Here is a 497-nt window from a genome sequence, read left to right on the forward strand (position 1 = left end):
CCCACATCCGGGCGTTGAAGGGGGAGCCAAGACGGGACGAAGCCCCGTCGGCCGGGGCAGGGCGGGCAGCAAGCATCGCCTGGTGACGGACGCTACGGGCATCCCGCTCGCCGCGACCTTGACCGGCGGCAACCGCAACGACGTCACCCAGCTGATCCCACTCCTCCAGGCCGTGCCGCCCGTGCGCGGCAAGCGCGGCCGGCCCCGGCGCCGCCCGGACGTGGTGCTGGGAGACCGCGGCTACGATCACGACAAGTACCGCCGACTCCTCTGGGACCTCGGCGTGAAACCGCTGATCGCCCGCCGCGGCACCGAGCACGGCTCCGGCCTGGGCACCCAACGCTGGGTCGTGGAACGGGCCTTTGCCCACCTGCACTGGTTCCGCCGCCTGCGGATCCGCTGGGAAATCCGCGACGACATCCACGAAGCCTTCCTCACCCTCGCATGCGCACTCATCTGCTGGCGGCGCCTGAAGTCATTGCGATAGGAGTTCTAAG

The 497-nt window shown here is 70.2% G+C and carries 1 protein-coding gene; it reads left to right on the forward strand.

Going from position 1 to position 497, the window contains the following annotated elements; genetic code table 11:
• Positions 1-487, forward strand: a 487-nt coding sequence (locus tag IG78_RS0141160) for an IS5 family transposase (protein WP_107055130.1), incomplete at its 5' end; no start/stop codon positions are given.
• Positions 488-497 lie beyond the last annotated feature (10 nt).

Origin of the sequence: Streptomyces aureocirculatus, assembly GCF_000720475.1 — a bacterium.
GTDB classification, from domain to species: domain Bacteria; phylum Actinomycetota; class Actinomycetes; order Streptomycetales; family Streptomycetaceae; genus Streptomyces; species Streptomyces aureocirculatus.